General features: G+C 42.4%; 24 protein-coding genes and 1 pseudogene. 12 read left to right on the top strand and 13 right to left on the bottom strand.

What is annotated here, in order from left to right; all coding sequences use genetic code 11:
- Positions 1–158 precede the first annotated feature (158 nt).
- On the bottom strand, positions 159–338 hold the full coding sequence (locus E2L07_RS14735; RefSeq protein ID WP_134229942.1) for an N-acetyltransferase: 180 nt from the start codon (positions 336–338) through the stop codon (positions 159–161).
- Positions 339–443: 105 nt separating this feature from the next.
- Between E2L07_RS14735 and E2L07_RS14730 the strand changes: the two genes are divergently transcribed.
- Together E2L07_RS14730 and E2L07_RS14725 are read left to right on the top strand one after the other, a co-directional pair.
- Positions 444–1,268 carry a CPBP family intramembrane glutamic endopeptidase gene (locus E2L07_RS14730; RefSeq protein WP_134229941.1) on the top strand — a complete coding sequence of 275 codons (825 nt, stop codon included), beginning with the start codon at positions 444–446 and terminating at the stop codon, positions 1,266–1,268.
- A gap of 117 nt (positions 1,269–1,385) precedes the next feature.
- Positions 1,386–2,105, top strand: coding sequence for a hypothetical protein (locus E2L07_RS14725; RefSeq protein ID WP_010896652.1), 720 nt, complete (start codon positions 1,386–1,388; stop codon positions 2,103–2,105).
- Between the two features lie 39 nt (positions 2,106–2,144).
- Here the strand turns inward: E2L07_RS14725 and E2L07_RS14720 are convergent, their stop codons facing one another.
- The 7 genes from E2L07_RS14720 to E2L07_RS20890 all read right to left on the bottom strand — a co-directional run bounded on the left by E2L07_RS14720 (position 2,145) and on the right by E2L07_RS20890 (position 8,101).
- Positions 2,145–2,819, bottom strand: coding sequence for an HAD family hydrolase (locus E2L07_RS14720; RefSeq protein WP_053432191.1), 675 nt, complete (start codon positions 2,817–2,819; stop codon positions 2,145–2,147).
- 24 nt (positions 2,820–2,843) lie between these two features.
- Positions 2,844–4,097 (bottom strand): MFS transporter, encoded by a 1,254-nt coding sequence (locus E2L07_RS14715; protein WP_166740091.1) that lies wholly within the window; start codon positions 4,095–4,097, stop codon positions 2,844–2,846.
- Between the two features lie 300 nt (positions 4,098–4,397).
- A complete protein-coding gene (gene phnE / locus E2L07_RS14710) occupies positions 4,398–5,198 on the bottom strand; it encodes a phosphonate ABC transporter, permease protein PhnE (RefSeq protein ID WP_053432190.1) in 801 nt (266 codons plus the stop codon).
- Positions 5,195–6,061: a phosphonate ABC transporter, permease protein PhnE gene (phnE, locus tag E2L07_RS14705; RefSeq protein ID WP_053432189.1), complete on the bottom strand. Its 867-nt coding sequence runs from the start codon at positions 6,059–6,061 to the stop codon at positions 5,195–5,197. The genes phnE (E2L07_RS14710) and phnE (E2L07_RS14705) overlap by 4 nt, the downstream gene beginning before the upstream one ends.
- Before the next feature lie 14 nt (positions 6,062–6,075).
- Positions 6,076–6,819, bottom strand: a complete 744-nt coding sequence (gene phnC, locus E2L07_RS14700) for a phosphonate ABC transporter ATP-binding protein (RefSeq protein WP_053432188.1) — start codon at positions 6,817–6,819, stop codon at positions 6,076–6,078.
- Between the two features lie 135 nt (positions 6,820–6,954).
- Complete coding sequence (gene phnD / locus E2L07_RS14695) at positions 6,955–7,926, bottom strand: phosphate/phosphite/phosphonate ABC transporter substrate-binding protein (protein ID WP_053432187.1); 972 nt, start codon at positions 7,924–7,926, stop codon at positions 6,955–6,957.
- A 28-nt stretch (positions 7,927–7,954) separates the two neighbouring features.
- A complete protein-coding gene (locus E2L07_RS20890) occupies positions 7,955–8,101 on the bottom strand; it encodes a hypothetical protein (protein ID WP_166740090.1) in 147 nt (48 codons plus the stop codon).
- Positions 8,102–8,425: 324 nt separating this feature from the next.
- Here E2L07_RS20890 and E2L07_RS14690 point away from each other — a divergent pair, with 324 nt between their 5' ends.
- Positions 8,426–9,094 carry a potassium channel family protein gene (locus E2L07_RS14690; RefSeq protein WP_010896645.1) on the top strand — a complete coding sequence of 223 codons (669 nt, stop codon included), beginning with the start codon at positions 8,426–8,428 and terminating at the stop codon, positions 9,092–9,094.
- Positions 9,095–9,181: 87 nt separating this feature from the next.
- On the opposite strand, the pseudogene E2L07_RS14685 reads toward E2L07_RS14690, so the two are convergent.
- Positions 9,182–9,686, bottom strand: a pseudogene (locus tag E2L07_RS14685) (N-acetyltransferase family protein).
- 250 nt (positions 9,687–9,936) lie between these two features.
- Here E2L07_RS14685 and E2L07_RS14680 point away from each other — a divergent pair.
- The 3 genes from E2L07_RS14680 to ytvI all read left to right on the top strand — a co-directional run bounded on the left by E2L07_RS14680 (position 9,937) and on the right by ytvI (position 12,964).
- Positions 9,937–10,893: a calcium/sodium antiporter gene (locus E2L07_RS14680; RefSeq protein WP_053432186.1), complete on the top strand. Its 957-nt coding sequence runs from the start codon at positions 9,937–9,939 to the stop codon at positions 10,891–10,893.
- A gap of 108 nt (positions 10,894–11,001) precedes the next feature.
- Positions 11,002–11,826 carry an undecaprenyl-diphosphate phosphatase gene (locus tag E2L07_RS14675; protein ID WP_134229939.1) on the top strand — a complete coding sequence of 275 codons (825 nt, stop codon included), beginning with the start codon at positions 11,002–11,004 and terminating at the stop codon, positions 11,824–11,826.
- A 19-nt stretch (positions 11,827–11,845) separates the two neighbouring features.
- Positions 11,846–12,964, top strand: coding sequence for a sporulation integral membrane protein YtvI (ytvI, locus tag E2L07_RS14670; RefSeq protein ID WP_010896641.1), 1,119 nt, complete (start codon positions 11,846–11,848; stop codon positions 12,962–12,964).
- On the opposite strand, the gene E2L07_RS14665 is transcribed toward ytvI, so the two are convergent.
- Both E2L07_RS14665 and E2L07_RS14660 read right to left on the bottom strand, forming a co-directional pair.
- The gene (locus E2L07_RS14665) at positions 12,961–13,284 is read right to left on the bottom strand and encodes a YkvA family protein (protein ID WP_053432184.1); all 324 of its coding nucleotides are present in this window, start codon (positions 13,282–13,284) and stop codon (positions 12,961–12,963) included. The two genes, ytvI and E2L07_RS14665, sit on opposite strands and share 4 nt — an antisense overlap.
- Positions 13,285–13,346: 62 nt before the next feature.
- Entirely contained in the window at positions 13,347–13,718 is a 372-nt protein-coding gene (locus E2L07_RS14660) for a PilZ domain-containing protein (RefSeq protein ID WP_134229938.1), read from the bottom strand.
- Positions 13,719–13,963: 245 nt separating this feature from the next.
- On the opposite strand from E2L07_RS14660, the gene E2L07_RS14655 reads away from it, so the two are divergent.
- Complete coding sequence (locus E2L07_RS14655) at positions 13,964–14,188, top strand: helix-turn-helix transcriptional regulator (protein ID WP_010896638.1); 225 nt, start codon at positions 13,964–13,966, stop codon at positions 14,186–14,188.
- Positions 14,189–14,190: 2 nt separating this feature from the next.
- Complete coding sequence (locus tag E2L07_RS14650) at positions 14,191–14,484, top strand: hypothetical protein (protein ID WP_010896637.1); 294 nt, start codon at positions 14,191–14,193, stop codon at positions 14,482–14,484.
- A gap of 166 nt (positions 14,485–14,650) precedes the next feature.
- Here the strand turns inward: E2L07_RS14650 and E2L07_RS14645 are convergent, their stop codons facing one another.
- Complete coding sequence (locus E2L07_RS14645) at positions 14,651–17,830, bottom strand: type 2 lanthipeptide synthetase LanM family protein (protein ID WP_010896633.1); 3,180 nt, start codon at positions 17,828–17,830, stop codon at positions 14,651–14,653.
- A 68-nt stretch (positions 17,831–17,898) separates the two neighbouring features.
- A complete protein-coding gene (locus E2L07_RS14640) occupies positions 17,899–18,108 on the bottom strand; it encodes a plantaricin C family lantibiotic (protein ID WP_010896632.1) in 210 nt (69 codons plus the stop codon).
- 192 nt (positions 18,109–18,300) lie between these two features.
- On the opposite strand from E2L07_RS14640, the gene E2L07_RS21770 reads away from it, so the two are divergent.
- The 4 genes from E2L07_RS21770 to E2L07_RS14620 all read left to right on the top strand — a co-directional run.
- Positions 18,301–18,498: a class II lanthipeptide, LchA2/BrtA2 family gene (locus tag E2L07_RS21770; RefSeq protein WP_010896631.1), complete on the top strand. Its 198-nt coding sequence runs from the start codon at positions 18,301–18,303 to the stop codon at positions 18,496–18,498.
- A 132-nt stretch (positions 18,499–18,630) separates the two neighbouring features.
- The gene (locus E2L07_RS14630) at positions 18,631–21,603 is read left to right on the top strand and encodes a type 2 lanthipeptide synthetase LanM family protein (RefSeq protein ID WP_134229936.1); all 2,973 of its coding nucleotides are present in this window, start codon (positions 18,631–18,633) and stop codon (positions 21,601–21,603) included.
- Positions 21,593–23,767, top strand: a complete 2,175-nt coding sequence (locus E2L07_RS14625; RefSeq protein ID WP_134229935.1) for a peptidase domain-containing ABC transporter — start codon at positions 21,593–21,595, stop codon at positions 23,765–23,767. The genes E2L07_RS14630 and E2L07_RS14625 overlap by 11 nt, the downstream gene beginning before the upstream one ends.
- A 200-nt stretch (positions 23,768–23,967) precedes the next feature.
- A partial coding sequence (locus E2L07_RS14620) for a transposase family protein (protein ID WP_134229420.1) occupies positions 23,968–24,260 on the top strand: 293 nt, incomplete at its 3' end.

Raw genomic sequence — 24,260 nt, 5'->3', positions numbered from 1 at the left:
AGTTGAACGATTTGATCCTTAAATTCTTTTGTATAGCTTCTTCTCGGACGCTTGGTCATGTTTGATTCTCCTCAGAGTTTATTTGAATCAAGTGTATATGACCTTAACGAAACTGTCCAACTAAGTGTAACCTATTCACATTTCTTTCGCTCCTTTGGTTATGAGAGTAAGGAACGCTCCCATGTTTCATCTACTAGCTCATACCCAGAATATTGCTTTTTCACTTGATGAACGATCGCAAATCCAAATTTCTCATAAAGGGCTCGTGCTGTATGTAAATCACTGTTTGTCGTAAGGTAGTACACTCGGTCACTAAGCTTACGAAGAGAAATCGTCATCATTCGCCTCCTTACGCTTATTTTTGATACACTTACCTAAAAGGGTTTCACTCCCTCATTTTACCATAGCTTATATTCTCTCAACTATACTGGAAGTGACATTTGATGAATCATGTACCTATCGTTCGTACTCTTTTATGGTGTGTGGCGACCTCACTCATAGCGATGCTCATTCTTGCTCTAGTCAGCATTGTTTTTTCCCTTGATGTGTTAAGCTATGTTGCTGAGTTTCTGCCACTAGTAGCGGTTTTTACCCTTTGGTGGCGCTTAAAGACGCACGGTGTATCATTGCGCACATGGCTTACTTTCCGTGAAGGGTTTCCTTCGTTTAACTCGTTCACCCAGCTAGCTTGCTGGCAGCTCGTCTTTCTTCTGTTTTCCATGGCGATTGTTTTCGTCCTTATGTATTTCGTGGCATTGCTTTTTCCGAGCCTACTTACTGATTTTATTCCAAACCCATCGTTCCTTCATGATCGCTCGTTTATACGAGGATTTCTAGCCACAGTCCTCATTGCACCGATCGTAGAGGAAATGTTTTTCCGTGGTTTCTTGCTGCAAAAGTGGGCCGCTAGGTATGGGCTATTCACCGGAGCGATTATAGCCTCACTTGTCTTTGCTCTCCTTCATGTCAATCTTGGGTTTCTCGGACATTTTATGATTGGCTTATTTTGGAGTTTTCTTTATATGGCAACGAAAAATATTTGGCTCCCGATCGTTCTCCATGCCTTTCACAATTTGGTGCTTCTTGTCATCTTTCACCTGCCTATCGGAGAAACACCAGAGACTAGTGAACTGACAGTGAAAATGTTCTATTATACTGGATATGTGGGAATCGCCTTAAGCTTACTAAGCCTGCCGTTTATCCTTTGGAAGTTGCAACAGGTGTACAAGCAAGCCAAAGCAAACGAAAACTTTCTAACAATAAACTAGTGTTGTCCTTACTTTCTTTCCAACAAAAAAGGATGACTCTTTACTTAAAAAAATGAAACAATTATGATTTAAATGACGTTCTATAGATGAAAAGACAGAAAGAGGGGGACCTTTAGGATGAAAAAATTATGGTTAGGATTATCTACGTGTGTACTTAGCGTAATGCTTGTCGCATGCGGTACAGGAGGAACTTCAGGAACAGAAGGAGAAGATCCAGAGGAAATCGTAGAAGACGTGGAGAACGCTGAAGACGAAGCTGTTGAAGAAGAGGATGCTGTTGAAGAAGAGCCTGTAGACGAAGAAGAAGCAGCTGAAGAAGAACCGACAGAGGAAGAGACCACTGAAGACGAAGCTTCAGAAGAAACGAGCGACGCTTCAGAAGTAAAAGAGATTGAAGTCGAGGTCGAAGGCGATAAAGAGATGCGCAGTGCCCAATTTAATCGCGGTGAATTAGGCTATTCTATTTATGTTCTTGAGAACTTTTCTTTAACAGGTGAGGAGCCGCGCCGTGATGTCATTTTATCTGATTACGACGGAAGTTTCTTTACACGTATTATTCAAGAAGGATCAAGTGCTGACACGAACGCGTTAAAAAACAACATCATCGAGCACACAACTGGAACCATCGAGGACAACTATCCTACACCTTTAGAGGATGTGGACTTTTCTCTACGTGAAAAAGTGACGAGCGATGACGGAGAAACGAATATTTTCCATGTTGCTAAGACGTATCCAAATGGAGAAACGTATCGTTTTGAACTATACATTCCGAATAAAGAAGCACAAGAAGGGATTCTCCCAAGCTTCTGGGCCATGCTGAAAACCTTCCAACCGTAAAAAATACTAAAAAGAGACTGCCACTTGGTAGTCTCTTTTTCAAATGGTAAGATACTTGTCCAATTCATCCAGACTTCGGATGATGATGACATCCGTTTCACGTAATTCCTTTCCAAGTCGGTTCAACCAAACCCCCGTCAGCCCTGCCTGCTGGCTAGCAACAGCATCTGTTTTCAACCGATCCCCTACGTAGAAGCAGCTCTCCACTGCCTCTTTTGCTAGGTTACAAGCATAAGCAAAAATGTGCGGGTCAGGTTTGGCAACCCCCGCTGCTTCTGATGTCACGACATATCGAAAAAATTCTCTTATTTCTAACCGTTCAAGCTTCGATTGCTGCTGTTGCTGTGAACCATTGCTAATCACACCTAACGAAAGACCGGCCTTTGTCCATCGATCTAAACAAGCCTTTACGTCATCAAACCTTCGCCAATTTACCTCGTAATAATCAAGATAATCTTGGAATCGCTCGTCTGCTTCAACATCAAGCAATTCTGGAAAAAAAGAACGAATTCGCTCTCGCCGTTGTTCTTGAAACGATAAACAACCTGTTAAATACTTTGTATAAAAATGCTCAGATGCCTCTTCCCATGCTTGTAAGAAATCAGCCTTTCCATACGGAAGCTCGTGCCTATATTGGTGATAAAATTGCGCTGCGCCTCGTCGCTCCGCTCCTTGATGATCGAGCAATGTATCGTCAATATCAAAAAAGATCATTCGTTCTCCTCCTTTCCTTACCTTCTACACTGCTTTCCTCATCGAATCATGGCGATAAAACGGATCGCGCAAGTAGCACCACCCCCATTGGACAGCTAGCAGTAGAAAAATCACCGCAGAGCTTAAATAGACAAACGTCAAACTTAAGCCAATGTCCAATAGAAAATAGGCTAGTAAGGGCCCAAGGGCTGCACCAACATCGAGAAACACCGTGTAACTTGTCATCACCCGATTCGCATCTTGTCCTTTGGCGACATCAGAGGTCAGCGCATCAATTAGGGTCGTTAAAGCCGTTGAAGCGACCATTACTACGATAACGGCAGCTAACCAGATTATTAGTGGCAGGGAAAGAACCATCGCCCCGTATCCTAAGGCTGTCATGATCAAAAAGAGGATGAAAAGGGGCAAACGCCCTCGATCCCCGTCGGACCAATGACCGAACAAGACCGCTAGGAAGGGCTCCCACACCCAGCGTACCCCTTGAAGTACCCCAGATAAGGCGGTTACCCCTACAATCATACCGACGATATAAATCGTTTCACCGTAATGCTCTAGCATGAGCAAACTCAGCGTTGATCCGAACAGACCTTGCAGAAATAACGCAAGCAATAAGCCACTACTAATGGCAAGGATCGCATGACGACCGTACAAACCTTTTCGTTTCTTTTCAGTTGAATCGCCTTCCGGTTGTCCAGTTCTTTCTTGTGCCAACGATGGGACGTAGCGTAACACATACGGAATCGCGAGCACCGCTAACACCCCAAAAATGATAGCAGTTTCCGAGAGTCCGATGAAGCTCGCAAGAATCCCACCTCCAAGCATTCCTCCTAAACTCCCAAGTCGATATAATCCATTGTACTGCCCCATCAGCTTGCCTCGATTGCTGTCGGTAGCTTCCTCTAGCACCGTAAACAGACCACCTAGCCTTAAAAAAGACCATGCAATTCCCCATAACAACCGGAGAATTACCCAAACGAAAAATCCATAACCGACTCCATAACCAATCGTTGTCACCAACGTTAAACTAACGGCAATGAGTAGCCCTGTGCGCAAGGTTACATGCTGGTAACACTTACCGACCAACGGATTGATCGGAATCCGAACAAAACGATTCAAAGATAAAATGATTCCGACCTCCCAAAGCGATTGTAACCCCACTTCTCGATAATAAATCGGCAGGGCAACATACAATAGAGAGTCCCCTAATAGACAAAGGGCCGTGACAAGGGCGACGACTTTTACAGATTTAGATTCAGGTGCGTGCTCTGACTTTGTCATCAAAAACCTCTCTTCCATATACCATTCAAACCGAACACATACTTCAAAACGATCATAACTCTTTTCCAAAGAGTTGGCAAAAACGATGCATCCCCTTTTTGAAAACGAAGAACAAAATCTCTACCGCGACTTTTATCACGTTCCAAATATAGATGAATCATTCAGAACATATCTCGCTTGATGTGTAGCACCCTGATAATTATCCACATTTTTATCCACACGTTATGCACAAGTCGATATTTTATACTTTCCTAAACAATGAGAAAAGGTAGAGGATTGGCGCCTCTACCTTATTGAAACTTAATTGGACGCTTTCGCTAACACGAGATCTGAACGCTGCTTTAAATAGCGGGTCAAAAATTCCATTACGATAATCATCGCAAAAATAACGAGCGTAATGCCGAGCACTTGGTCATAGGCAAGCACTCGAGATGCTCGCACAAGCTCCCAGCCAATCCCTCCGGCCCCGACTATCCCTAAAACCGCTGCATAACGAATGTTTACATCAAATCGGAAAACCGACCATGAGATGAATGCAGACATAATGGTCGGAATGACTCCTTGCATGATAACATGAACTCGATTGGCTCCTGTCGCCTGTAGCGCTTCGATCACACCGTGGTCGATTTCCTCAATGGCTTCCGCATACACTTTGACGAGCATGCCGATGCTATTTACTGCTAAGGCTAAAATCCCTGGAATGGGACCAAGACCTACCGCCACAATAAACAGCAACGCCCAAATCAAGGCTGGCACCGCACGGACAAAGGCTGCAAACCCCTTTACCAAATAGCTAACCGACCAATGAGGGGCGAGGTTTTTCGCTGCAAAACAAGCGAGCATGATCGAGAAAATGACGCCAAGCACTGTCCCCATAACCGCAACGTGAAGTGACTCAAGAGCCGCGCCTAACACATCAATCGGCTCATCCAATGTGGGAGGAAACATTCCTAAAATAAGCGATTGACTTCTTTCCCAGCTCTGAATCACCCGCTCGGGTACAATCTCTAGATAAAACATACTATATAGAAAGAAAACGGCTGCTAAAAAACCAATGATTTGCTTTGTCGTTCGATTTTTTTGCTGCGCCCACTGACTCATAATAGTCGCTCCCTTATTTTTGCTGTAGTAAACTCAACAATGAGAATAAGACCCCAAATCATTAAGATCCCTACCGCTGCTTGTTGATATTGGAAAAGGCTGATCGAACTTTGCAATGCTGTACCAATCCCACCTGCACCGATCAAGCCCAGGACAGCGGCCTCGCGAATATTTAAATCCATTTTGTAAAGGGACCAGCCGACAAATCCTGCTTTGAATTGCGGCCAAACGCCTTGTCCAACGAGTTGAAACCACGTTGCTCCTGTTGCCCGAATCGCCTCAAGCTGTCCAGTATCCAACTCCTCTAGCATATCCGCATACGCTTTTGCAAGAATCCCTACTCCCGACAAGCCTATCGCAAGCGTCCCGGCAAATGGGCCTAAGCCAAAGGCAGCAACCATAACGATTCCCCAGACGAGCGCCGGAACCGCGCGAAGAAAAGCAATAAACGAACGGCTCAGCACGCTAATGAGCGGATGAAAGCTCAAATTTTTCGCGGCAAGAAAACCAAAAAACAACGAAGCGATGACCGAGATGACCATTCCTACGTAACTCATCATGACCGTATCAAAAGCTGGCTTTAAAAATAAGCCAATCGCAGTCATGTCCGGAGGGAGTAAGTCCTCAAAAATAAAAGTGGCCATGTTCGAAGCACCTGAAAATAAATACGTCAGTTGAAAGCCTGTCTCAACCCAAGACCAAATGATAAGAGCAGCTAAGACAATGAGCGTAAACATACGATTTTTGCGGACCATTTTCTTACGCCGCTTCCAATCTTGAAATAGCTGATCGACCGATTTCCCCTCATGTTTTTTTGATCGTGACAGTTGCTTCTCTGTCAATTGCTCAGCTGGTAGACTCATGTTCATCCACCTCCTTATTGATACAGCTGGTCGACTGTGTAATCCGTTAATTCCCTCGGAGTTCCGTCGAACACAATTTCTCCTGCCTTAATCCCTATCATGCGATCGGCAAATTTCTTCGCAAACTCCACTTGGTGTAAATTCACAACCGTTGTAATTCCCTCTTCCTGACAAATCGTCTTCATATAATGGAGGACGTTTTCAGAAGCTGTCGGATCAAGGCTAGCAATCGGCTCATCCGCTAAAATCAACGTCGGGTTTTGCGCAATGGCTCGGGCGATCCCGACACGTTGCTGTTGTCCCCCTGAAAGTTCATCTGCTCGCTTGAACGCCTGCTCCTCAAGGCCAACTCTCTTCAAAATCGATAATGCCCGTTTCGTATCTGACTCATGAAACCGACCGAGCCCCCCCTTAATGGTTGACATATACCCAAGACGGCCATGAAGAACATTTTGCAAGACAGAGGATCGTTTAATTAAGTTATAATGTTGAAACACCATACCGATTTTCCGTCGCATTTGCCGTAATTTTTTTCCTCGCGCGTTACAAATATTTTCCCCCTCAACAAAAATCGCCCCAGAAGTTGGTTCCACTAAACGATTAATGGAGCGGAGAAACGTGCTCTTTCCTGCCCCGCTCGGCCCAATAACGGAAATTAACTCTCCGCGGCGGATCGATGTATTGATCTCTTTTATTCCAACGGTTCCATCTGGGTACACTTTTTTCAACCCTTCAACCCTTAAGATCATTTCACCCATCGTGCTGACCCTCCTGTTCAAAAAACAAATTTGACGTGCTGTTTATATACACCTATTCGTGAAAAAAGTAGGGGCCTACAGCGAGGCCCTTTGACTTTGTCCATACGTTTTTGGTTCTCCCTACTGAAGCCCCAACTAGTTCAACAAATCCTCTGCGCTCATCTCTAGTGCTTCTGCGGTCTCACGAACAACATCATACATGCTGTCATCCACTTCAATGTAACCTGCATCATACCCATTGGACTCAAGAAATTCTTGCATGCTCGGATCTTCATGCATCGTTAAAAACGCGTCAATAATGAGCTCGCGTAAATCTTCAGGCAGATCCATACTGATCGCTTGTGGGCCATTTGGAATCGGATCGGACTCAGCGATCACCTTTAACTGTTCAAAGTTCGGATGATCTTCAACTCGGTCGTAGATATTTTCAATGCATGAACTACAAACACCGGCTACATCTACATCACCATTCAATACAGAATAGAGCGACGCTTCATGACTACCAGAGAACGTGACATATGAGAAGTAATCATCCACATTGTCCATTGTCAGCCCTAATTCTGTAATTAGCATCCCTTTTGGAAAAATATGTCCCGATGTGGAAGCTGGATCGGCATAAGCAATGGTGGCTCCATCTAAATCTTCCAATCCGTTCAGGTTTGTTTCTTCAAGGGTTATAAACCAAGAATAATAAAACGCATCTTCAGGGTCGGACACACCTGTCGCAAAGGCTTCAGCGTTTGCTCGCTCATGGGCAAGCATGTAGGAAAATGGACCGAACCCTGATGCATGCACATGTCCATTACGCATACCTTCAATTAAAGCGTTATAATCAGTTCCGACAAACAACTCGAACTCAATGCCTACCTTTTCTTCCAAATAATCTTCAAGCGCCTCAAATCGGCTGGCCAGCTCCCCCTGATCTTCTGTCGGCAAAATGCCATACACAAACGTCTCTGGCCAATTCGAGCGATCCACTTCTGCATGATCGACTTCACCTGTATTTCCTTCAGCCTGCTTGTCCTCTCCAGTCGTTTCGCTGCTTCCACACGCCGTCATCCCCACGGCAACAGCCGCGATCATCAACCCTTGTAACCACTTTTTCATTGAACTCATCCTCTCTTAATTAAAGACATCAACAATTTCCCAACTGACCGATCCACCGTGTCTTCTTCGACATTCCCTTCGACTTCTTTCGCAGCTCGTACTGCCTGTTCCCCCGGCTTTGTAAGCCGACAGCATGAGCAGCATTAAACTGGCGAATAGTCTTAATAAACTTCAAATCCCCTCCACCTCATTTTTCCTCCACCTCGTATGGTAGTGGGACACTTTTAACCTTCTATAAACTGAACGTTAGAAAATTGTTAATATTCTCTAGTTTTAGTAAATGTTTTTAAGATTGTAAAAGCACCATAGTCACTTATCGACAACATATTTCCTAGGAAATAGACATAAGTAGCTTTACATACGATACAGGGCTCCTCCGTTGACATCCAGATTATGGACGGGTAAGATCAAGTAGGATGAACGATTCCTAAAACAAATGTAAAGGCCCCATATAGAATGGATTAGATAACTTTTAAACATAGATAGGGAGTGAGTGCCGGTGGCAAAGCGGGAGAAAAAGCAGTTCGCTGTTATTGGTTTGGGCCGATTTGGCGGTAGTATATGTCGCGAATTATATAGCATGGGACATGAAGTACTTGCGATCGATAAAAATGCTGATAAAGTGAATGAATTTACAGCAACAGCAACACACACAGTCGTTGCAGAAGCGACAGACGAAAAGGCACTAACGTCACTCGGAATCCGCAATTTTGATTATGTCATTGTCTGTATTGGCGAAGATATTCAAGCAAGTATTTTAGCTACTCTGCTATTGAAAGAAATGGACATTAAAAATGTCTGGGTGAAGGCACAAAACCATTACCATCATAAAGTGTTAGATAAAATTGGAGCAGACCGGATCATCCATCCTGAATATGAGATGGGGATGCGAATTGCCCAAAGCTTGTCATCTGAAAAAGTTGTTGATTTTATCGAACTCTCTGATGAGTACAGTATTATGGAATTGTTAGCTACGGAAAAAGTAGCTGGGAAAACATTGATCGAGTTAGACGTACGGGCAAAATATGGTGTGACGATTTTAGCGATTAAGCGTGGGGAAGAGATTAATGTCTCACCGGTTCCGGATGAAATGATTAAAAACCGTGATCTATTAATTGTCATCGGCCATAAAAATGATTTGAAGCGATTTGAGGATGAGGGGCTATAAAGTTTAACCATCAGAAAGCTCGCTACCACCAACTATGAATGGAATTTTAAGGACACAAATAAACGAGGAGCCATCAAGCTCCTCGTTTCATATGCTTCGCTTATAACGTAACGATGTATACGCTTCCTCTTCAGTCGTTGCATACGACTTCCTCTCATCTATGCAAATAAAGCCTTTTGCTTCATAAAAAGGAATGCCTTTCTCGTTTCCTTTCGCTACGGAAACCCATTGTTCCATTGCACCAAACTCCTTTTGCTGAGCTGTAATCGCTTCTAATAACTCAGTGCCTACTCCTTCCCCGCGCCGGACAGGGTCCATATACAAGACGAAGATTTCTCCTACATGATCAGCAGTCAAACCACCCGCCCCAGCACCAATCACCTGTCCATCATCGATTGCCACAAACCACCCGCCCCATTCTTGCGACACTTTTAATTCCTTTTCAATCCGTTCGTAGTCATAAAATTTCCCGAATGACTCGCTCCATGTACTCCGTTGAATATGTTTCTCTATAGGTCTGACGATAACCTTCAGAACAAACTCGAACAATGCCCTCAACATGCTGCTTTTTTGCAGGTTCAATGGTAATCATCTCTCGGCTCCTTTCGATTCTTATTCTGATACTTACTAACAGCCCTGTGACCATACTATTTTTTTAATGTTTTAATAGCCGATTCGCTTTCATAAAGTGCAAAAAGTCATTTGATTTTACATCATTTTCCCACACACATTTTTAATTCACTAGGTATACTAAAGGCAAACCGTCAAAAAATCCAAAAACCAGTTTACATAAGAGCGCTTTGCTAACCCTTGATCAATACGTAATGGAAAGGTGAGATGAAATGAGCTATGTTCTCTTATTGCTAGGCTTTGCCTTACTCATCAAAGGAGCCGATTTTTTTGTCGATGGTTCATCATCTATCGCTCGCTTGTTAAACGTCTCACCTCTTTTAATTGGGTTAACAATCGTTGCCTTTGGCACAAGCTCTCCTGAAGCGACCGCGAGTATTATCGCGGCTTTGAACGGGAATCCTGACGTGGCCTTAGGAAATGTTATTGGGAGTAATATGTTTAACATTACCCTTGTCGTTGGGCTTACCGCCCTCCTCTCACCATTAATTGTGACAAACGCGACATTGCGTAAGGAAATTCCGTTCACCCTTCTCGCAAGCATTGCGCTATACATATTTATTAATGACCAAATGATTGAAGGGGCAGTGGAAAGTACGTTATCCCGCAGCGAAGGGTTGATCTTGTTACTGATCTTTTGCGTTTTCCTTTATTACATTTTTGAGGTGGCGCGAACAAGTCCACGTGAACAGAAAATAGCCCAAGATTTCGCTATCAAGCCAACATGGGGGAAAAACATATTCCTCTCCATTCTTGGGCTTGCCATGATTATTGGCGGTGGCGAACTCGTCATTAGGCATAGCACGGCGATCGCCTTTTCTCACGGAATGAGTGAGACGTTAGTCGGATTAACGATTGTTGCGATTGGAACATCATTACCTGAGTTAGTAACCTCGTTAACGGCTGCCTTGAAGAAGGAAAGCGAGATCGCACTCGGGAACATTGTTGGCAGTTCGATCTTTAACATTTTTTTCGTTCTAGGGACAGCCGCCACCATCACCCCGATGCACGTAGATAGCCGCGTCGTTGTCGACTTACTGTTGCTTATTTTCCTGACGCTGCTTCTACTCGTCTTCTCGAGAACACGCTACACGGTCGGAAAATATGAAGGCCTGATTCTCGCTTCCTTTTACATTGGGTATATGGTCTATATCATTTGGCGAAATTAAGCTCGTCCTCCTTTTCATTCCCACTTTATGAGAATCGGTCATGATTCCTCTTAAAAACTCATACGATAGAGCATGTCTAACTATTGATGAAAAAGGGGAAGATCGAAAGTGGAGTGGAGTCAAGAGCTTTGGCTATTAATCAAGTATTTACTATTAGGGCTATTTCAAGGCTTTACCGAGCCGATTCCTGTTTCCTCAAGCGGGCATCTTGTTCTGCTTCAGCATTTTCTTGGCGTCGAAACTGAAGGACTGAGCTTTGAGGTAATGGTCAACTTTGCTTCCCTCTTTGCCGTCATCGCCATTTATCGGTTCGATTTGCTCAAGCTCGTCAAAGGATCGGCACGATACGTACTGTATCAAGATGCGCAAGGAAAAGGCGATTTCCGGATCTCGTTTAATCTCCTGTTAGCAACCGTTCCAGCAGTCCTCGCCGCGCTGCTGTTCAAAGATTGGATTGAAACAGAATTAAAGCAGCTTCATGTGATTGCATTTGCTTTACTCATAACAGGAATGGCTCTTTGGCTCATTCGCCATTTAAATGGAAGAAAACAAGATGGAGACATCACCTTAAAAGATGCGCTGCTCGTCGGCTTAGCACAGACAGCTGCTCTCATCCCTGGCATTAGTCGCTCTGGCGCCACTATTGTCGCTGCCATGGGACTGGGATGGAGACAAGAAACGGCCTTGCGATTTTCCTTTTTCTTGTACATTCCGATCAGTCTCGGCTCTGGAGTGCTTGCCATTTCCGACATCGTGCAAGATCCACATTTCACCGCTCTATGGATCCCTTATACCATTGCTTTTATCGGCTCATTCATCGCCTCCTATGTGTCATTGCTATGGTTTATGAACATAATGAGACACGGGAAACTGATCTATTTTGCTCTCTATTGTTGGCTCGCTGGCTTGATTGTACTTTCATTGCTCAGTTAAAGGAAAGGAGCGCATGATCATGAATCATCCCACATTACTACTGATCGCTCGACTTCTCATCGTTGCCCTGCTTATTGCAACTGGTCTCTATGCGCTATATTTCTTTTTGTCTCTCACATATCCGTTTCTCATCGCAGCGCTGCTTGCTTTTTTCATGAACCCGATCGTGAATACGTTAGAAAAGGATATTCGTCTTCCCCGCCCATTGGCTGTTCTCGTCAGTTTGTTACTCCTATTTGGCTTAATCGGCGGGCTCGTTACCATCATGATTGTGAAAATGATCGATGGATTCCGCTACTTGTCCTTAATGGTTCCGACGCAAATTGAACGGATTTCCATGACGATCCAAAACTATGTGAACGAACAAATTTTACCCCTTTGGAATCAAGGGCTTGGTCTCATTGATCGCTTAGAGCCCTCCCAACAAAGAGCACTAGAAGAAGGGATTCAACAGCTAGGAGGACAACTCGCTTCTTTGCTTGGCAATTTAGGACAAGCAATCGCCAATGGCCTTTCTCACATTGTCAGTGCCCTTCCTTTGACATTGACGGTTGTTGTTTTTATTATTTTAGGCCTTTATTTCATCAGTAAAGATTGGAACAAATTTAAAATGGCTGCAAGGACCAGACTTCCCTTTATTGTACGAAGGCGAACCCTCGATGTAATCAAGGATTTAAAAACGAAAGTATTCGGGTTCATTACAGCACAAGTCATTCTCATCAGCTTAACGGCGCTCATCAACTTTATTGGGTTGCTCGTTCTTCAAGTGGAGCATCCATTTACGATCGCCCTCATTATTGGGCTTGTAGATTTGCTCCCCTATTTAGGAACGGGTATCATTCTTATTCCTTGGGGGATCTATAGCATTGTGACAGGTAACCTGTTTCTTGGCGTCGGACTTTTAGCTCTTTACGGCTTAACCGTGCTCATTCGCCAATTAGCCGAGCCGAAGGTACTCTCGTCGAGCCTCGGGTTAAACCCACTTGCGACACTAATCTCACTATTTGCTGGACTGCAGCTATTCGGTGTACTCGGCCTCGTGATCGGGCCCGTCCTTCTTGTCCTTCTCCTCTCATTGTACCAAGCGAACGTACTGAATGGGATTTGGCGTTTTATAAAAGGAGAATCCACGCGTTAATTAATGCGTGGATTCTCAGATGAATCATCTTTTTTCTCAATTAATTGATACTTTGTCTTTAATTGTTCTGGCGCTAGCTTCATAAACCAATTTAAAACAAGTGTGGCGACAAAGACATCATCAAGAATCCCAATCCCAAGCAAAAAGTCGGGAATAAGATCATAAGGAAACAGCGCGTACCCCACAATCAAAGCTACACCTATAAGCTTTTTTTTCACTGAAATCTGTTTTGTAAAGAAGAACTCACGAAAAAACGGAAGCGACCGCGAAAACCTCAATAAAAATTTCATTCGTCTAAAATAGTTTAATACGCGTTTCACATTCGTCCTCCATTCAAGTGACTGATCACCCTGCCTTTAAACTTCTTTCATTATAAAGGATATCAAGTCTTATCAGGAAGAGATTGTATAATTTTTGCACGTGCTTTTAAGTCCCTTAGTAAACGATCTTCCGCCTCCACATCAAGGACGAGCTTTAATCCATAATGTTGATGTGTATACGTAGATTCCTTCCAGACAATATCTCCAGGTAACATGAGCATGACGTTGTTTTGAACCATCATATATCGAAGTTCTACTCTAGAATGATTTTTTATATTTAAGGAGCTTCTAATTCGCGCTCCGCCAAGGCTCATATTGATCACTTCACATCGCTCGTCTTTCGCGAGTAATTCCCCTTCCTCATAGACGAGTAAAGTCGTAATGATCGGTGTAGGAAACTCATACCGAAACGCTTCTTCCCGCTTATACCTCATGTCATCCTCCTTATGGCGCTATGATTAATTACCTACTAGCCGTTGATAACACTCATTTTATCATAAAAAAATACCATTTTTATATAAAAAAATCAATAATCGCAATGGCAAAAAAAGATCTTTCATCCTAAAACAGGTGTTCTATTATCTTTAGTAAGCAACCTGTAAAATAAACTTTACACAAAGAAGGTTTTTCTTTAGTATGATTTGTGAGGCTACACAATCAGAAGGGCGGTGATGAGTTCATGAAGAAAAAGGGGAAGATCTCGAATCGAATTAACGTCTTACGAGCAGAGAACAGCATGACACAAAAGCAGTTGGCCGAACGTGCCGGTGTTACAAGACAAACGATCATTTCAATTGAAAAAAATAAATATGTCCCTTCACTGGCGTTAGCGTTTGAAATCGCACATGCGCTTAATGCCGATATTCATGAAGTTTTCCAATACATACAGGACGAGGAGGAGTAAAAGTGGAAACATGGATCCCCTTTTTAAATGCCATCAGCAGCATTACCTTTTTAGTGTTTATTGTTCTTATGATCATAATGAAACGCGAAGGTGACGATGAACGAGCACAGGCGATGCAATACCGTCTGTTCCGCTTTTCATTTTTCTTTGTCATGGCAGGATTGTCGTTCTTGATCCTTATTTCAGGTTGGATTGAAATGACCTATACAACATTTCGATCTTTGACGACAACGATGTTCTCCTTGACTCTTATTAGTGCGCTTTGTTACTGGCTTTATTTACAACGAAAATTTTAAGCTTGATAAAGAAATGGGAGGCTCTCACTAGAACCTCCCTCCACTTTCTTACTTTTTTTTCTTAATTGAAAACAAACCGATTGCCACTGCAAAAATAATAATTACGCCAACTAGTACATTCCACTCCATTAGTACAAACCTCCTGTCTTCCCAATGATGTTCATTGTTAATGATTCGCCTCATGCGGTTCACGGTATTTTTGAATTTCGCCGTCTAGCGTTAGTATAGAAGGAACGGCAGATGGATAAGCAGCACTTAAAAGTCCATAACCAAATCCAGACAGCCCCACCATTAAACCAACGGATTCCGTCCCTCTAGAGGTTCCCGACTGATACCCTTCTGTTTTGAAAAGATTGTACAACTCACCACTGAGATTGTTTACTACTTCCTGTAAATACGAATCGCCTAAAACCTCGGCCGCAAATCGTAAAATCTCCAATTGGCCAAAGTCACCGTGGCAAAGGGAACGATTGTTACCAAGACCTTTTCTTATCGTTGTAGACAAGGCCACTTCAATCTCTTTTTCTACCTTCTCATCAAGATATCCACATTTCTTTAATAGTAAGCGACTTACAAGTATCCCTGGCGCCCCATGGCACCACGCAACAACTGGCGTTTCTTTGTTTGGAGTTAGCCAGTTTTCCTCCTGTTCTGAAAAGAAACTTCGCTCATACGCAAGAGATTGATCAATATAGGATAACAGCCGTTCATCTCCAGTCTGTTGATAGAGTTCAATGAACGAAGCCATTACGCCTGATACGCCATGAGAAAAACCCGTTAATGGAGTTACCTCCCATGGTGGTTTCCATCCTATCCCCTGGTCAGTCTTGATCGCATTTTTCATTAAATGTTCACTACAAGCAATCGCCAATTCCAAGAACTTAGGCTCATCAAAAAGGCCGGAAAGAGATAAAAATACTTTCAACGCCCCTGCTGAACCCCCAATGAAATCATAGATTTTATCTTCGTGGATCATAGGCTCTATATGAGGGATGCTTCTAGTTACCTCATGTTTAAGACGCTCGTCATTAAATAAAGCAGCGATTGTTCCCATTGCGTAAAGATAACCACTCGCTCCATTAAATGCACCTATGCTCCAGTTAGGGTGGTGTTGGAATTGAGCAACAGATCTCCGAACAGGGACTAACGCTTTATAGGCGATCTCTTGATATCGCTTCTCCCCTGTTATTTTAAACAAGTAAGCATAAAATAGGGCGACCCCTGCTGAACCATTATATAGATCTTCACCTACCGGGGAAATATCCCATATAATTTCGCTAGAGCCTTCTAAAACCGTACTGATCCAACAAAGATCAGGTTCACCCTGATTTTCTCCTTCCACAGATAATTCCATCAAGTAATCTCCAATATCTTTTGCCATCTCTACATACTGCTCATTTTTGATCGTATGACCTTTTTGAATATCAAGGTCTGCAACATCTGCATAATGATTCGCGTTACTTGCAAGCATCGACATATGCAAAATTTTCATTTGCTGAGTATGATCCTCTATCCCTAATTTATCTATTTTTTGATCGATTTTATGAAAAATAGATGTGGTAAAAAACGTTGAATTGATAGCGGAAGCCTCTTGATATAAGGCGCGTTCTTCCGGCAAAGTATAGAAATATGGAACATCCCCATTAAGTAAATCTTCCACTTCGAGAGGAATAATTTCCTTCAAATATGGGGTCATGACAGAATCTACCGTCAACCTGTTTAAGAGAACTTCACGATCAAGTGCTGACCTTAGTAAATCTGGATGATAACTACTTTTTAAAAGTTCCGTATAACGTGTCGTGGAACGGAGGACCGCCCGGACGGGGACACCTTCAAACTTCCGCACCTGTTCCTTAAATTCCTGCTTGTTTTTTTCAATCCATTGATACATTGAAGTAAAGCCCTTTTGAATTTGGTCGAGAAAGTGAACAGACTCCATTGCTGCCGATTGAAAAATTGGCAAGTTCTTTTGACTAGAAAGCGTCACATGGTCTTTCTCTATTCTCATTTCATCCGTATTTCTGTTTGCAATTTGATTGACTTTAAATGGTGTTTTCTGTCCCTCGCTCTTGCTGACACCACCTACGTTTAACCCTTTCATATTCGGTTGATCTCGATAATAGATAGACGAAGGTAGCATACCTGTTGAAAGGACAGAATCATTTAACATCCGAAAAGCTCTATCCATCGCTGTGGATGTCTCTTCTGATGAATCGGCCGTATTATGAATAATCGTCTCTAAATCAATTAAAACAGGGTATGGACCATGAGCAATAATATTTTCAAAGTGAAAGTCGGATGAATTGAGGACATACGAAAGGCTCATAAGTGAACCGAGTCTTTCATAAAAATCAGATACCTCTTCTAGCGATTGACAGCTTTGATGGGTAACGAATTCTACGTATCCATATCCGTCTCGTTGTAGCACTTTAGGACAATATTGATCTTTTATCACTTCACCTGTTCTGTCATTTAAAAATGCAAGCAGGCCATTAAATACCCCGTCAACCTTAAGAGAACGCGGTTTATAAACAAGTTTTAACGACGAAGAAAACTCTAGAATAGTGACCGTGCGTTGTTTATGATGAGCGTCACCTGAATTTAGGTGGAGTGAGGCCAAAGTACCGATCGGTGAGCATGGTGAAAACTCTGTTTCTATCGCTTCTCGATCGTTGGCAACTCGTTCGAGAATTTCCGTTATAAAGCTAATATGATGACTAATCGTGGTAAATAGTAATCGTAGGACAACTGGATATTCAGAATAAAGACGATGGGTGACTTCCCTTTTCCCTAAATAGGTTTTTGAGTAATAAGCAAATCGTTCTTCCGGGGTATCTCCCTTCAACTGAGAGGTGACTCTTGCAACGTTCAGTTCCAGGATAAGTGTACGGTGTAGAATAGCATTAAGTTTGCTGGTAATATCTTGCACTATCTGAGTCCAAATCTCTTCATGTATTGGACCAATTTTTTTCCTCAATTGTTGTTGTTGAAATTTCTCTATATACATGGATATGAACGGCAGAAGAATGCCTTCAAATGGAATTTGGACACCGAGTTCTTTTACTCTTCTTACATGCTTCGTTGAATATGTATTAAGAAATTCCAATTCTTCTCTTACTTTTTCTAGTGCCTCTTCTCCTAATCTGTTCGGTACGATCGCTTCTTTTTCCGGGAGCGTTTGTTCTTCAAAAGAATTCCCTTTTCGCGAGAGAAACTCCTTAAGGTTTTCAGGATCCTCCCCGATCAACTTCAGCCAAAAATTCAACCGTTTCTCACCAACTATTTTCTCCAAATTTGGCCCGAACACTACTTCTGAAAAGTAAAGAGCATTTTGTAATTCTCTCATTTTCTTCTCCTTGTCCATGTAAAGAAAGAGAGTAGCGTAACTACTCTCTTTCTCTATTTTGTTAAGTATTAGTTGCAAGAAGGCATGCACTCAACTGTAAGTGTGCAGTAAGCACCTTTGTTACCTAGACGGCAGCTGATGTTGTACCATGCGCAAGCACCATTCACCCCAGCTAGAATATCTTGGTCTTCTAACTCTTGGAAAATATCCCCTGCTGGATTAGAATTATTATGAGTACGCTCAAGAGGCATTTTCCATTCTTTTAAAAGATTTGTCATTAATTTCACCTCCTTCCATGTAATTCACTTAAAATCTACCACTTTGTTGAAATTTAGTCAACAATATTTTTTTAAAATTTTCCTAAATTAAAAAATAATAAAAAAATCACAAAAATTATATTGGATTTTAAAGGAAGCTATGATACATTTAAACTGTCTCTAGAGACAAATTTTATATTAGGAGGTATTTTAATGGTAAATTCAAAAGATTTGCGTAATCCTGAATTCCGCAAAGCCCAAGGTCTACAATTCGTTGACGAGGTGAACGAGAAGGAACTTTCGTCTCTAGCTGGTTCAGGAGATGTGCATGCACAAACAACTTGGCCTTGCGCTACAGTTGGTGTCTCCGTAGCCTTGTGCCCAACTACAAAGTGTACAAGCCAGTGCTAATGTAGCGTGCTCTTCATTTTTATACTTACTTAGTGTCGACATAAATCAGCCCTCATGATCATGAGGGCTGCTCCTCTATAAAGGATTTAAACTTTTTAAATAGAATAGTAACTAGTAAGGAGAGAGGTAACGATGAAAACTCCTCTAACAAGTGAGCATCCTAGCGTACCAACAACACTTCCGCACACCAACGATACAGATTGGCTAGAACAACTTCATGACATCTTATCGATCCCTGTCACCGAAGAGATCCAGAAATACTTCCATGCAGAAAATGATTTGTTTTCTTTTTTCTATACTCCCTTTCTTCAATTTACATATCAATCAATGTCCGACTATTTTATGACTTTCAAAACGGACATGGCGCTCATAGAACGGCAATCACTTCTACAATCAACCTTAACAGCTGTTCACCATCGCCTCTTTCACTTAACTCATCGTACGTTAATTTCAGAAATGCACATTGATAAATTAACTGTAGGCTTAAACGGATCAACACCACACGAACGTTATATGGATTTTAACCATAAATTTAATAAAACTTCAAAATCAATAAATTTATTTAATATATATCCAATTCTAGGTAAACTTGTAGTAAATGAGACGTTGCGCACCATCAATTTTGTAAAAAAGATCATTCAGCATTATATGAAAGACTACCTATTGTTGAGTGATTTTTTTAAAGAGAAAGACTTACGACTAACGAACCTTCAGCTCGGCGTCGGGGATACTCATGTAAATGGTCAATGTGTGACCATCCTTACATTTGCCTCTGGCCAAAAAGTAGTCTACAAGCCCCGTTCCCTGTCAATTGATAAACAATTTGGTGAGTTTATTGAGTGGGTTAATTCCAAAGGATTTCAACCATCATTACGCATTCCTATAGCCATTGATCGACAAACATACGGCTGGTATGAATTTATCCCACATCAAGAGGCAACATCGGAGGATGAGATCGAGCGCTATTATTCAAGAATCGGAGGATATCTGGCTATCGCTTATCTTTTCGGAGCGACAGATCTTCATTTAGACAATTTAATCGCCTGCGGAGAACACCCGATGTTAATTGATTTAGAAACATTATTCACCAATGATTTGGATTGTTACGACAGCGCATTTCCATTTCCTGCTCTTGCTAGGGAGCTAACACAATCTGTCTTTGGGACCTTGATGCTTCCGATTACAATTGCTAGTGGCAAATTACTTGATATCGATCTAAGTGCAGTCGGCGGGGGAAAAGGCGTTCAATCTGAAAAGATTAAAACATGGGTTATCGTCAATCAAAAAACGGATGAGATGAAGTTAGTTGAACAACCTTACGTAACCGAATCTAGCCAAAATAAACCTACAGTTAACGGGAAAGAAGCGAATATCGGGAATTACATCCCCCATGTTACAGATGGTTTTCGGAAAATGTATCGACTCTTTCTCAACGAAATCGATGAACTAATGGACCACAACGGGCCTATCTTCGCTTTTGAATCATGTCAAATTCGCCATGTGTTTCGGGCCACTCATGTTTATGCTAAATTTTTGGAGGCTAGCACTCACCCCGACTATTTGCAGGAACCGACTAGGCGGAATAAGCTGTTTGAATCATTCTGGAACATTACCTCGTTAATGGCTCCATTTAAGAAGATCGTGCCACATGAAATAGCAGAACTTGAAAACCATGATATCCCTTATTTTGTCCTTACTTGTGGCGGAACCATCGTTAAGGATGGATATGGAAGAGACATCGCTGACCTCTTTCAATCCTCTTGTATTGAACGAGTCACCCATCGACTACAACAGTTAGGGAGTGAAGATGAAGCAAGACAAATTCGCTATATCAAGAGCTCTCTTGCTACCCTTACTAATGGCGACTGGACACCTTCTCACGAAAAAACACCAATGTCACCTGCTTCTGCTGACCGAGAAGATGGATACTTTTTGCGAGAAGCCCAAGCCATAGGAGATGACATTTTAGCGCAACTCATTTGGGAAGACGATCGGCATGCCGCTTATTTAATTGGTGTAAGTGTTGGAATGAATGAAGCCGTAACCGTCTCCCCTCTCACACCAGGGATTTATGATGGTACATTAGGAATTGTTTTGTTTTTCGATCAACTTGCTCAACAAACAGGAGAAACACACTACCGGCATGCTGCTGATGCTTTGTTGGAAGGAATGTTTAAACAGCTAAAGCCTGAGCTAATGCCATCTTCTGCTTATTTCGGTTTAGGGTCACTGTTCTATGGCCTTATGGTGCTTGGACTCCAACGGTCTGATTCACACATCATTCAAAAGGCACATGAATACTTGAAGCATTTGGAAGAATGTGTTCAGCACGAAGAAACACCGGACTTTGTCAGTGGTTTATCTGGAGTTCTTTATATGCTGACAAAAATCTATCAACTGACAAACGAGCCTAGAGTTTTTGAGGTAGCAAAGACGACCGCAAGCCGATTGTCAGTGCTATTAGATTCTAAACAGCCAGATACGGTTCTTACGGGGCTTAGCCATGGAGCCGCAGGATTTGCGTTAGCTTTACTCACTTACGGAACGGTTGCGAATGATGAACAGCTTTTGAAACAAGGGCACTCGTACCTTGTCTATGAACGGAACCGATTTAACAAACAGGAAAACAATTGGGTGGATTTAAGGAAGGGAAACGCCTATCAAACCTTTTGGTGCCATGGTGCTCCCGGGATTGGGATCAGCCGTCTTTTACTAGCACAGTTCTACGATGACGAACTTCTTCACGAAGAATTAAATGCTGCATTAAACAAAACCATATCAGACGGGTTCGGACATAATCATAGTCTCTGTCACGGTGATTTCGGAAATTTAGACCTTTTACTGTTGTATGCCCAGTATACGAACAATCCCGAGCCAAAAGAACTAGCAAGAAAATTAGCGATTTCTTCTATCGACCAAGCGCACACATATGGCTGGAAATTGGGCTTAAATCATAGCGATCAATTGCAAGGAATGATGTTAGGGGTCACAGGTATTGGCTATCAATTGCTTCGACATATTAACCCTACCGTTCCATCGATTTTAGCACTGGAGCTTCCCTCTTCTACATTAACCGAAAAAGAGTTGAGAATTCATGACAGATAATAAGATCAAACATAGAAGAAAGGTACCCTTCATTGAACAGCTTCAACAAACAGAGTGCGGCCTTTGTTGTATGGCGATGATTGTCAAATACTACAAGGGACATGTTTCACTCCACTACCTAAGAGAACGAATGGCCAATGGGCGTGATGGTACGACGTTACTCCACTTAAAACAACTAGCCAAACATTTAGGTTTTGAGGCAAAAGTCTATCAAACACCAGCAGAGCACTTGCACATGCATCAACTTCCAGCAATTCTCTTTTGGGAAGGGAAACATTTTGTTGTTTTAGAGAAAGTAACAAAAAACCACTATTATATTGTTGATCCAGCTTTAGGAAGATTGAAAATCAGGCAGGACGAGTTGCAGCAAAAATATACAGGCTACATTTTGACATGCAATCCAGAAAGGCAGCCAGACTATCAGAAGCCGAAAAACCTTTGGAAACCTTATCTCACATACATGGTTAAAAAGCCGAAGCTGCTCCTTTTCATCATCGCCGTTTCCGTTACGTTACAATTACTTACGCTCGCCAATCCATTGCTCGTCCAGTTTGTCATTGATTTTATTCTTTTACCAGAAAGCCGAGAGATGCTTCAAGTATTCTTAATTGGGCTTAGTTGCTATGTTTTTTCTCAAGCTTTCTTTGTCTTCATTCAAGGCAGGGCTCTCGTCATTATGCAAAACCACCTTGACCGAGAAATGATGACCAAGTTTTTTCGTCACTTATTAAATTTACCGTACCACTTTTTTCAGGTACGCTCGTTTGGAGATATTCTCTTTCGCGCAGGCAGCTTGCGTGTCATTCGAGACTTACTTGCCAATCAGCTGTTAAAAGGGATATTGGACATCGGGATGTTAGTGGTCATACTTGCGTACATGACGCTGTTTTCGCCGTTGCTTACTTTAATCGTTTTCCTCCTAGCAACAGTAAATGGCCTAATCATCTATTTTAGTCGGCCAAAAATTTCGGAGGCAAATCAAAAAGAGATTATGAAGCAATCGGAAGTTCAGGCAACTCAAACTGAGACGATGTACGGCATATTCGGCATTAAAACAGCTGGTGTGGAAGATACAATGTATCAAAAGTGGGAGAATCGATTCAATAAGCTCATCTTAGCTTACAAGAATAAGGAATATATTTTAAATAACGTAAATACGGCAACGACATTCTTAACCGTGATCGCGCCGCTCATCGTTCTTTACATTGGATCTCATCAAGTCCTAGCCCAAGCAGTAACAATGGGAACAGTGGTAGCCTTTTATTCTGTGACTACGCAATTTTTCGGGTTAAGTAGTTCTCTCGTTCATACGATCAATTCTTTTATACTAGCAAATGCTTACTTAGGAAGAGCTCAAGATGTGTTTGACTCAAAAGAGGAGGATATTGGGGAAAATCGCAAGGCCCTTCATAACCTCCATGGTGAAATTACCTTGAAAGATGTCTCTTTCAGTTATTCTCGATTTGGCCAAGAAGTCGTGAAAGATGTATCGCTACGTGTCGCACCAGGAACAAAGGTTGCCCTCGTCGGTAAATCAGGCTCTGGCAAAAGCACCCTCTCTAAAATCATGCTAGGGTTGTATGAGCCAACAAAAGGTGAGGTTTATTACGATGGATACAATTTAAACGATTTGAACAAGCGAGCATTACGGCAAAAAATTGGTGTCGTCCCTCAAGACGTCACACTATTAAATCAGTCAATTCGAGAGAACATCGCCCTCCATAATCCAGATACGAGCATGGAGGACATTATCGAAGCCGCAAAAATCGCTCAAGTTCACGAAGAGATTATGAACATGCCGATGAACTATGAGACACTTGTATCTGAGATGGGGCATAACATCTCTGGTGGCCAGCGGCAAAGGATCGCACTCGCCCGCGCCCTTGTGCACAAACCAAAAATTTTATTACTCGATGAAGCAACAAGCTCTTTAGATCACGTCAATGAAGCAAAGATTGACCAATATTTATCAGCCATGAAATGTACCCGAATCGTCATTGCCCACCGTCTCACGACCATCATGAATGCGGACTTAATTATTGTCTTAGAAGACGGGAAAATAATTGAAACAGGAACCCATACAGAACTATTAAATCAAAGTGGCTACTATGCTTCATTCTACAACAATTATTCAGAAGAACAAAAGGTACCCCAATCGATTTAAGAAGGCTAGGACAAAACTAGCCCAAAGGAAGAAAAAAGGTTCGGATCACTTTATCTTAATGATCCGAACCTTTTTTTGTGGCTCTACAATAAATGTTGGGGTTTTTGCACAAAAGAGGGCAAAAAAAATGCACGCAGGCTCCTTTATCCATTATCCTTGAATTGTCGAGAAACAAAGAAAGGATAGGAGCTGCGTGTACGATGAATTTTACCATGGATTTGCCCGGATTAAAAGGTGTGAAGGTCACAAAGATGGAGGAACGAGAGGGCTTTATCGCGCTCCATGTAGAAATGCCGCGAACGCCTCATCGTTGCCCATCCTGCGGGGAGAGAACCGAGAGAATCCATGATTACCGCATCCAAAAAGTTCAACATCTCAAGCTCTTTGAACGGTGGGTGTATCTATTCTATCGAAAGCGCCGGTACGCGTGCAGATGCGGGAAGCGGTTTGCGGAGAAAGCCTGTTTTGTAGAGCGATATCAGCGTCAGACAGT

Origin of the sequence: Halalkalibacterium halodurans, from assembly GCF_004376175.1 — a bacterium.
In the GTDB taxonomy this organism is placed as follows: domain Bacteria; phylum Bacillota; class Bacilli; order Bacillales; family Bacillaceae_D; genus Halalkalibacterium; species Halalkalibacterium halodurans.
This window is presented reverse-complemented; position numbering and strand designations above follow the sequence as displayed.